This window comes from Streptomyces sp. NPDC029164, assembly GCF_055563995.1.
In genome coordinates this window covers 66,793-75,588 of the sequence record NZ_JBVHWW010000042.1, presented here as the reverse complement: position 1 = coordinate 75,588, position 8,796 = coordinate 66,793, and the positions used below count along the sequence as shown (strand labels likewise).

The following is an 8,796-nucleotide window of genomic DNA, read 5'->3' as shown; positions in this document are numbered from 1 at the left end:
CGGGTGTGTGTCGGGGTGATCCCCGCAGGGCGTCGAACGCAAGGTGCCCCCGGCTCTCCGACCCCCCGACACGTTCGGCGTCCGAGGAGACGCCCCGGCGCGCGCCCGGCCCCGCCGGAACCGGCTCCACCCAGCGCCCAGGCCCCGCCGCACCAAACCCAGCCCCGCCGGCGTTTGAGGCGCGGGGTCCGGGGCGGAGCCCCGATCTTTGGCCCCGGCCACAACGGGCCGGCTCCGCCGGGACCGACCCCGACCGACCCCGACCGCCCCCGTACGGCCCCCCGGGCCGCCCCGCATAGAGTCCCACCGTGGAAGAACACCGCCCCGGCTCACCCGTGCGTTCCGGCATTCCCGAGCACGGCCGCATCCCCAAGTACTACGCCGTCAAGGCCCGCATCTCCGGCCTCATCGACGAGCTCGGCGAGGGCGGTGCGCTGCCCACCGAGCGGGATCTCGCCGAGCACTACGAGGTGTCCCGCGAGACCGTCCGCCAGGCCCTGCGCGAGCTGCTGCTGGAGGGCCGGCTGCGCCGCCACGGCCGCGGGACGGTCGTCGCCGGGCCGAAGCTGGAGCAGCCGCTCTCCCTCGCCAGTTACACCGAGGGTGTGCGCCGCCAGGGCCGCCGCCCGGGCCGTCACCTCATCGGCCTGGAGCGGTTCCCCTGCCCGCCCGACCTGGCCGCCGGCATCGGCGCCGAGCCCGGCGAGCCCGTCTGGCACCTGGAGCGGGTCCTGCTGGCCGACGACGAGCGCGTCGGCCTGGAGAGCACGTACATCCGAGTGGCCCGCGCCCCCCGCCTCGACAGCGATTTCCAGCCGGACTCCTCGTTCTACGGGTACCTCCGCGACAGCCTCGACATCGCTTTCGGCGAGGCCGACGAGAAGCTGGAGACGGTCCTCGCGACCCCCCGCGAAGCCCTGCTGATCGGTACCCCGCCCGCCCTCCCGATGCTGCTCATCCACCGCTTCTCGCGGGACCAGGACGGCCGGCCGCTGGAACGGGTCCGTTCGCTCTACCGTGGTGATCGGTTCAGCTTCACGACCCGCCTGCGAGCCGAATAGCTCGAGGTCGATCCACGCACACCCGCTGTAAAGGGACATATGAACACCGCACTCTGGTCACAGAATGATAACGGGTCTAGTCCAAGTGTCGAGGGCCGTTCACCGACGCGTTGCCGGACGGATCCTTCGGGGTCACGGTCCGCGCCCACCGTTGGCGGCGTGAGAGTCATAGTCGTCGGAGGCGGCGTGGTCGGCACCATGCACGCCTGGCAAGCAGTCCAACGCGGCCACGAGGTCGTCCAGATCGAGCGAGAAGCGGAGGCCCGCGGCGCGTCACTGCGCAATTTCGGCCAGATCTGGGTCAGCGGACGGGCCGGGGGAGAGGAGCTCGACACCGCCCTGCGGGCCCGCGAGCTCTGGGAGCGCATCGGCGCGGAGGTGCCCGGCCTGGGCTTCCGTGCCAACGGCTCCCTCACCCCCGTCCGCACCGACCGCGAGTACGCCGTCGCCGAGGCGGCCCTGGCCCGCTCCGACGCCGCCGCCCGCGGCTACAAGCTGGTCACCGCCGACGAGGCGCGGCAGATCAACCCGGCCCTGCGCGGCGCCTTCGAGGCCGCCCTGTGGTGCGAACGCGACGCGGCCGTCGAGCCCCGCACCGCGCAGCTCCACCTGCGGGAGGCGCTCAAGGCCACCGGCCGGTACACCTTCCTGCCGGGCCGGGAGGTGCGCGAGGTGATCGCCCCCGGCGCCGTCCGCGACGACCACGGCGACGTGCACCGCGGCGACGCGGTCGTCCTCGCCACCGGCGCCTGGCTGTCCGGCCTGGTCCGCGAGCTGGTCCCCGACCTGCCCGTGCGCCGCGTCCGCCTCCAGATGATGCAGACCGCCCCGCTCGGCGAGGCGCTCACCACCTCCGTCGCGGACGCCGACAGCTTCCGCTACTACCCCGCGTACAAGTCCCCCGCGCTCGACGCCCTCAACGCAGGGCAGGACCAGGCGCCGGTCGCCGCCGCGCACAAGATGCAGCTGCTGATGGTCCAGCGCCAGGACGGCGGACTGACCATCGGCGACACCCACGAGTACGAGCACCCCTTCGCCTTCGACACCCTCGAAGACCCCTACGAACACCTCACCGGGGTGGTCGAGGGCTTCCTGGGCCGCCCGCTGCCACGGATCCAGCGCCGCTGGGCGGGCGTGTACGCGCAGTGCACCGACACCACCCGCGTCGTCCACCGCCAGCGGGTGGCCGACGGCGTCTGGCTGGTGACCGGACCCGGCGGACGCGGCATGACCTGCTCGCCCGCCATAGCCGAGACCACCGCGAACGAACTGGGCTGGTAAGTCAGATGACCGAGAACCGCACGCAGAACCTGATCGTCCTCGACATGGCCGGCACCACCGTCGCCGACGGCGGCCTCGTCGAGCGCGCCTTCGAGCGCGCCGCCGAGCGCCTGGGCGTGGAACCCGGCACCCCCGACCACGCCGCCAAGCTCCAGTACGTCCGCGACACCATGGGCGAGTCCAAGATCACTGTCTTCCGCCACCTCTTCGGTACGGAGGACCTCGCCCGGCGCGCCAACTCCGCCTTCGAGGAGGCGTACGCGGAGCTCGTCGACGGCGGCCTGATCACCCCGGTCCCCGACGCCCGTGCCGCCGTCGAGAAGCTCCGCGCCGACGGCCGCACCGTCGTCCTGACCACCGGCTTCGCCCGCGTCACCCAGGACGCCATCCTCGACGCCCTCGGCTGGCAGGGCCTCGCCGACCTGACCCTCTGCCCGGCCGACGCGGGCGGCCGCGGCCGGCCCTTCCCGGACATGGTGCTGACCGCGTTCCTGCGCACCGGCGCCGTGACCGACGTACGCGACACCGTGGTCGCCGGCGACACCGCCTACGACATGCTCAGCGGCCGTCGCGCCGGCGCCGGGATCGTCGCCGGCGTCCTCACCGGCGCCCACGACCGCGCGGCGCTCACGGCGAACGGCGCGACCCACGTCCTCGGCTCCGTCGCCGAACTCCCGGACCTCCTGCTGGAGTCGGCGTGAGCGGCATCCGCTTCGACGGGGTCAGCGTCGCCTACGGCGCCGCGACCGTCCTGGACTCCCTCGACCTGACCGTCGAACCGGGCGAGGTGATGGCGCTGCTCGGCCCCTCCGGTTCGGGCAAGACCACGGCGCTGCGAGCGGTCGCCGGTTTCGTGCGGCCCGTCGCGGGCCGGGTGCTGATCGGCGGCAAGGACGTCACCGCGCTCCCGCCGCACAAGCGCGGCATCGGCATGGTCGTCCAGCAGTACGCGCTCTTCCCGCACATGCGGGTCGAGGACAACGTCGCCTTCGGCCTCCGGGCCCAGAAGGCATCCAGGGCCGAGATACCCGGCCGGGTCGCCGAGGCCCTGGCACTGACCGGCATGGGCGCCTACGCGCGGCGCTACCCCCGCGAACTCTCGGGCGGCCAGCAGCAGCGGGTCGCCATCGCCCGCGCCCTCGCCATCCGCCCCGGGGTGCTCCTGCTGGACGAGCCCCTCTCGGCGCTCGACGCGCAGCTGCGCTCCGGGATGCTCGCCGAACTGGCCCGCCTGCACCGCGAACTGCCCGACGTCTCCATCCTGTACGTCACCCACGACCAGGTCGAGGCGCTCACCCTGGCCGACCGGATCGCCGTCATGGACAAGGCGCGCCTCCAGGACTGCGGGACCCCGCAGCAGCTGTACCGGGCCCCGCGCACCGAGTTCACCGCGTCCTTCGTCGGCAACGCGAACCTGCTGCCGGTGACGGTCGCCGAGGCCGGCGCGGTCTTCGAGGGCCGCACCCTGACCCTCGACCGCGGCCGCGCGGCGCCGGGCTCCACGGCCACCCTGTGCGTACGGCCGCACCTGCTCGGCCTCGGGGCCGGCCCCAACGCCCTGACCGGGACGATCGCCGAGGTCCAGTGGCGCGGCTCGACGCACCGGCTGTACGTCGACGTCGACGGCCACCGCGTCAAGGCGGACCTTCCCGAGCTGCGGGAGACTCCGGCGCTGGGGGACCGGGTCACGCTGCACTTCGAGCCACGCGATGCCGTGTTGCTGGCCGCTGGGGTGTCGGATGGCTGAGGCGACTCGGCGCGCCGCGCCTGTACCGGCCCCCGCCGGGGAGGCTCGGGGCTCCGCCCCGGACCCCGCGCCTCAAACGCCGGCGGGGCTGAAAGATCGGGGCTCCGCCCCGGACCCCGCGCCTCAAACGCCGGCGGGGCTGAAAGATCGGGGCTCCGCCCCGGGCCCCGCGCCTCAAACGCCGGCGGGGCTGGATGGTGCGGCGAGGCGCAATCGCGCCCTGTGGGCGCTGCCGCCCGTCGCCGTGCTCGCGCTGGTGTTCCTCTATCCGCTCGCGCTGGTCGTCCAGCAGTCGCTGAGCCCCGAGAACGGCGGCGGCGCCTTCGACGCGTACGCCTCCGTCTTCGCCTCGCAGAGCTTCCGCGAGGCGCTCGGGACCACCGTCTGGCTGGCCGTCGGGGCCACCGCCGGCTGCCTCGTCCTCGGCTTCGTCCTCGCGCTGATCATCGCGTTCGTGCCCTTCCCCGGGGCACGGGCCGTCGCGAAGTTCATCGACGTGTTCCTCTCCTTCCCCTCCTTCCTCGTCACCCTCGCCCTCCTCTTCGTCTACGGGACGGTGGGCATGGCCAACGGAGCCTGGACCGGCCTCACCGGAGCCGCCGAGGGGCCCTTCCACTTCCTGACCACCCCCTGGGGCGTCCTCCTCGCGGAGATCACCTACTTCACGCCCTTCGTGATGCGCCCGCTGCTCGCGGCCTTCTCCCAGCTGGAGACCGCCCAGCTGGAGGTCGCCGCCGGCCTCGGCGCCCGGCCGGCCCGGATCGTCCGGCGGGTGATCCTCCCCGAGGCCCTGCCGGCGCTCGCCGCGGGCGGCAGCCTCGTCCTGGTCATGTGCCTCAACGAGTTCGGGATCGTCCTCTTCACCGGAGCCAAGGACGTCACGACCCTGCCGATGCTCATCTACGGCAAGGCCATCCTCGAATCCGACTACGCGGCCGCCTGCGTGGTCGCCGTCGTCAACATCGCGATCTCCGTCGGCCTGTTCGGCCTCTACCGGGTGGTGAGCAAGCGTGCTGGTGCATAGCAAGACCGGCCGCTGGGCGGCCTGGGGCCTCTTCGGCCTCCTCTTCCTGCCGCTGTTCGCCCTGCCGCTGCTCGTCGTGGTGGCCGCGTCCTTCTCGACCCACTGGTCCGGGGCCTTTCCTTCCGGCCCGACCACCGCGAACTACGCCTCCGCCGTGCGCGGCGAATCCCTCCGGGCCCTCACCACCAGCCTGGTCACCGCGCTCGCCGCCAGCCTCCTCGCCCTCACCGTCGGCACCTGGGCCGCGCTGGCCGCCGCCACGCTGAAGCAGCGCGGGAAGCGGTCCCTGGACGCGCTGTTCATGCTGCCCGTGGCCGTCCCGTCCGTGGTCGTCGGCCTCGCCGTGCTCGTCGCCTTCAGCCGGCCGCCGGTCCTGCTCAACGGCACCAGCTCGATCGTCATCCTGGCGCACACCATCCTTGTCACGGCGTTCGCCTACCAGTCGGTCTCGGCCGCGATCGTACGGCTCGACCCCGCGTACGAGCAGGCGGCGGCCTCCCTCGGCGCCCGCCCCGCGTACGTCCTGTGGCGGATCAAGCTCCCCCTCCTGCTGCCGTCCCTCACGGCCGCGGCCGGCCTCTGCTTCGCCCTGTCCATGGGCGAGCTGAGCGCCACGATGATGCTCTACCCGCCGGACTGGATGCCCCTCCCCGTCCGCGTCTTCACCGCCACCGACCGCGGTTCGCTCTTCAGCGGCTCCGCCGTCGCCGTCGTCCTGATGGCCGCCACCCTGCTGGTCCTCCTGGCCGTCTCCCGCGTCCGCACCAGGGCCTCGTACCGCTGAATCCCCGCTGAATCCCCGGAACCCCCGCTGACTCCCTTTCGCCGTAAGGAAGTTCCATGCCCAGCAAGCTCGTGCTCCGCAGCGCCGCCGCCGTCGTCGCCGGCCTCGCCCTCACCGCCTCCCTCACCGCTTGCGGCGGCTCCTCCTCCGCCGATTCCGAGGGCGAGGAGAAGGTCGTCACCGTCTACAGCGCCGACGGCCTCAAGAGCGAGAAGGGCGACGGCTGGTACGACAAGGTCTTCGCCGACTTCACCAAGAAGACCGGCATCGAGGTCAAGTACGTCGAGGGCGGCTCGGGCGAGATGGTGCAGCGCGCCGTCCGCGAGAAGACCAACACCCAGGCCGACGTGCTGATCACCCTGCCGCCCTTCATCCAGCAGGCCGACGGCAAGGGCCTGCTCCAGGCCTACGAGCCGCAGGGCTCCGACAAGGTCAACGGCGCCGACAAGGCCGCCGACGGCAAGTGGACCTCGGTCGTCAAGAACTACTTCGGCTTCGTCTACAACAAGAAGGAGCTCCCCGAGGCCCCCAAGACCTGGGAGGAGCTGCTCGACGCCAAGTACAAGGGCAGGCTGCAGTACTCCACCCCGGGCGTCGCGGGCGACGGCACGGCCGTCCTCATCAAGTCGATGCACGACTTCGGCGGCAAGGAGCCGGCGCTGGAGTACCTGAGGAAGCTCCAGGCCAACAATGTCGGCCCGTCCTCCTCCACCAGCAAGCTCGCGCCGAAGACGGACAAGGGCGAGCTGCTCGTGGCCAACGGCGACGTCCAGATGAACTTCGCACAGTCCAAGTCCATGCCGAACCTGGGCATCTGGTTCCCGGCGAAGGACGGCGGCAAGCCCACCAGCTTCGCCCTGCCCTACGCGGCCGGCCTCGTCGACAAGGCCCCGCACTCCGAGAACGGCAAGAAGCTCCTCGACTTCATGCTCGGCGAGGAGGCCCAGAAGCTGGTCAGCGAGATCGGCGGCGGCTTCCCGGCGCGCACCGACGTCAAGCCGACCGACGCCAACGCCGTCGAGCTCACCAAGATCATGGCGGGCGTGGAGATCTTCGAGCCGGACTGGGCCGACATCGACAAGAACCTCACCGGCTACGTCGACGCGTGGAAGTCGGCGACCGGAAGCTGACTGGTTGCCTCCTGGTCATCCACGACCAGCAGAGTGACCGTTGCATAACGGGTCTGGACCGAAGACCGCACCTTCGGTCCGGACCCGGCGCACGTCCCCAGCGCCTTCCCACGATCACTCCCGGAGGAGTTCGTGCCCACTGCTGTCCCCGCCGGACGCACCCTCGCCGTGGCCGCCACCGCCACCGCCCTGCTCGCCACCGCCCTCGGCGCGCACGCCGCCACCGCCGACGAGGCCGCGGCGCTCGCCGGCACCGACAAGGTCCTCGTCATCGGCATCGACGGCGCGGTCCTCGACCGCGTCAAGGCCGCCAACGCGCCGCACCTGAACGGCCTGATGGCCCAGGGCCTCACCGCCCGCAGCACCCTCTACGCGAACCCGATGGCCGCCACCTCCTCGGGCCCCGGCTGGTCCACCATCGCCACCGGAGTCTGGCCCGACAAGCACGGGGTGAAGGACAACTCCTTCACCGGCAAGAACTACACCGCGTACCCGGACTTCCTCACCCGCATCGAGAACGCCAAGCCGGCGCTCAACACGTACGCGGCCGCCGACTGGGAGCCCATCACCTCCACCGACCAGAACGGCCCCATCTTCTCCGCCAAGGTCGACAAGCGCCTCTCCCTCAAGGGCGACCGCGACGGCTACCGCAACGAGGACCCGAAGATCGCCGCCGCGGCCGCCGCCGAGCTGCGCGACCAGAACCCGGACGCCGCCTTCGTCTACCTCGGCGAGATCGACGCGGCCGGCCACTCCTACGGCGCCGCCAGCCAGCAGTACCTCGACACCATCGCGCGCGTCGACGCCCTGGTCGGCCAGTTGCTCGCCGCCGTCCAGAACCGCCCCACGTACGCCCAGGAGAACTGGAAGGTCCTGGTCACCACCGACCACGGCCACACCAACTCCGGCGGCCACGGCGGCTCGACCATCCAGGAGCGCGCCACCTTCGTCATCGCCAAGGGCGCGGGAATCCCGGCCGGTTCGGTCCGCGACGACGTGAAGCTGGTCGACGTGGCCGCGACCGCGCTCGCCCAGGTCGGCGTGAGCGCCCCCGGCATCGACGGGGTCCCGCTGAACGCCCCGGACGACGACCCCTTCGACACCCTGCGCCCGAACCTCCAGGCGCGCGTGGACGAGACGGGCATCCCGGCGGGCGTGAAGGGCTTCACGCACACCCCGCCGGCCGGCTGGTCCGTGGACAACTCCAGGATGGGCACCGGCGGTGTCACCGAGTGGGCCGGCTGGGCCTTCGCCACCGACGAGTTCTGGAGCCAGTCGCAGCGCGACCAGTGGCGCGAGCTGAACGTCCGCTCCCGTGACGTCTTCGCCGTCGCCGACTCCGACGAGTGGGACGACAAGAGCCACACGGGCACCTTCGACTCCACCCTGATCACCCCCAAGTGGGCGGTCACCGGCGGCAGCACGCGCAATCTGACCTTCCAGACCCACTACCGCCAGGAGGCCGGCCAGAGCGCCCAGGTCCTGGTCTCCTACAACGGCGGCACCCCGGCCGTCGTGAAGTCCTACACCGCCGACGCCGTCGCCAAGGCCGAGTCCCTCGCGCTCCAGGTCCCGGCCGGCGCCACCGACGTCCAGATCCGCTTCCGCTACAGCGGGAACAACAACTGGTACTGGGCCGTCGACAACGTCCGCCTGAGCTGATCCAGGCCCTCGCGGTCCGGGGGGGGGGGGGGGGGGGGGGGGGGGAGGGGGGGGGGGGGGGGGGGGGGGGGGGGGGGGGGGGGGGGGGGGGGGGGGTGAGGTGGGGG

8 protein-coding genes are annotated in these 8,796 nt (G+C 72.4%); all 8 read left to right on the top strand.

The annotated features are described in order from the left end of the window. Positions 1-308: 308 nt before the first annotated feature. Positions 309-1,061: a GntR family transcriptional regulator gene (locus tag ACZ4VT_RS32375; RefSeq protein ID WP_467954977.1), complete on the top strand. Its 753-nt coding sequence runs from the start codon at positions 309-311 to the stop codon at positions 1,059-1,061. Between the two features lie 159 nt (positions 1,062-1,220). Next, positions 1,221-2,342: a TIGR03364 family FAD-dependent oxidoreductase gene (locus ACZ4VT_RS32370; RefSeq protein ID WP_467954976.1), complete on the top strand. Its 1,122-nt coding sequence runs from the start codon at positions 1,221-1,223 to the stop codon at positions 2,340-2,342. 5 nt (positions 2,343-2,347) lie between these two features. Further along, entirely contained in the window at positions 2,348-3,043 is a 696-nt protein-coding gene (locus tag ACZ4VT_RS32365; RefSeq protein WP_467954975.1) for a phosphonatase-like hydrolase, read from the top strand. Continuing rightward, on the top strand, positions 3,040-4,089 hold the full coding sequence (locus tag ACZ4VT_RS32360; protein WP_467954974.1) for an ABC transporter ATP-binding protein: 1,050 nt from the start codon (positions 3,040-3,042) through the stop codon (positions 4,087-4,089). The genes ACZ4VT_RS32365 and ACZ4VT_RS32360 overlap by 4 nt, the downstream gene beginning before the upstream one ends. Beyond that, positions 4,082-5,113, top strand: a complete 1,032-nt coding sequence (locus ACZ4VT_RS32355) for a 2-aminoethylphosphonate ABC transporter permease subunit (protein WP_467954973.1) — start codon at positions 4,082-4,084, stop codon at positions 5,111-5,113. The genes ACZ4VT_RS32360 and ACZ4VT_RS32355 overlap by 8 nt, the downstream gene beginning before the upstream one ends. Further along, a complete protein-coding gene (locus tag ACZ4VT_RS32350; RefSeq protein ID WP_467954972.1) occupies positions 5,100-5,897 on the top strand; it encodes an ABC transporter permease in 798 nt (265 codons plus the stop codon). The genes ACZ4VT_RS32355 and ACZ4VT_RS32350 overlap by 14 nt, the downstream gene beginning before the upstream one ends. Before the next feature lie 56 nt (positions 5,898-5,953). Further along, complete coding sequence (locus tag ACZ4VT_RS32345; RefSeq protein ID WP_467954971.1) at positions 5,954-7,027, top strand: 2-aminoethylphosphonate ABC transporter substrate-binding protein; 1,074 nt, start codon at positions 5,954-5,956, stop codon at positions 7,025-7,027. A gap of 132 nt (positions 7,028-7,159) precedes the next feature. Further along, entirely contained in the window at positions 7,160-8,689 is a 1,530-nt protein-coding gene (locus tag ACZ4VT_RS32340; protein ID WP_467954970.1) for an alkaline phosphatase family protein, read from the top strand. The last annotated feature ends 107 nt before the right edge of the window (positions 8,690-8,796 follow it).

Bases quoted from the DNA above. Each gene is read 5' to 3' on its own strand.
- ACZ4VT_RS32365 (WP_467954975.1), top strand. From the start codon at position 2,348: ATGACCGAGAACCGCACGCAGAACCTGATCGTCCTCGACATGGCCGGC.
- ACZ4VT_RS32345 (WP_467954971.1), top strand. From the start codon at position 5,954: ATGCCCAGCAAGCTCGTGCTCCGCAGCGCCGCCGCCGTCGTCGCCGGC.
- ACZ4VT_RS32355 (WP_467954973.1), top strand. From the start codon at position 4,082: ATGGCTGAGGCGACTCGGCGCGCCGCGCCTGTACCGGCCCCCGCCGGG.